Annotated in this window: 1 pseudogene; it reads left to right on the forward strand. The window is 48.4% G+C overall.

Features of this window, described 5'->3' with window-relative positions:
• Window positions 1-48: 48 nt before the first annotated feature.
• Window positions 49-883: pseudogene (locus ACFSUS_RS29055) on the forward strand (IS481 family transposase); the annotation flags it as partial.

The following is an 883-nucleotide window of genomic DNA, read 5'->3' on the forward strand; positions in this document are numbered from 1 at the left end:
CCCAGAGTGTGATGGTGTACCTTCACCTCACAAATTTCATGATAATTTATGGGACAACTACTTCACGGCAGCGCCCGCACAACGGCGCTAGTACGAGCAGCTATCCAAGCCAGCCAGGAAAGTCTATCGACCTTAGCCAGGCGACATTGTATCAATCCCAAAACAGTAGCTAAATGGCACAAACGTACTACACTAACTGATGCCCCCATGGGGCCTAAGCCCGCTTCGAGGGTGCTTACTCCTCAACAAGAAGCCATTGCCGTAGCATTTCGCCAGCAAACCCTGCTTCCCCTCGATGACTGCCTGTATGCTCTGCAAGCTACCATACCGCAGCTTTCACGCTCAGCTCTGCATCGATGTTTTCAACGACACGGGATCAGCCGTTTACCGCTTCCAGACAAGAAACAAGTTCACAAAAACAAGTTTAAAGACTACCCGATTGGCTATGTGCACATTGATTTTGCTGAAGTCCATACCCAGCAGGGTAAGTCCTACCTGTTTGTAGCTATTGATCGCACCAGCAAGTTAGTCTTTGCTCAACTCTACCCAAGGGCTACTAAACTACTAGCCGCTGACTTTCTCCGACGAGTGCTGGCTTACTTTCCCTATTCATAAGCTACTGACTGACAATGGCATTCAGTTTAGTGACATGGCTCATCAACCCCAATCCATTCGCCATATTTTTGACCGTGTCTGCATGGAGCATGGAATTGAGCACCGGCTTACCAAGCCTGCCCATCCTTGGACTAATGGTCAAGTTGAGCGGATGAACCGTACGATTAAAGAAGCCACCGTGTATCGCTACCACTATCAGACGACAGATGAATTGAACCAACATCTACAAGCCTTTCTCCTAGCTTATAACCATGCCAAACGGTTAAAG

Origin of the sequence: Spirosoma soli, assembly GCF_042684525.1 — a bacterium.
GTDB classification, from domain to species: Bacteria; Bacteroidota; Bacteroidia; order Cytophagales; family Spirosomataceae; genus Spirosoma; species Spirosoma soli.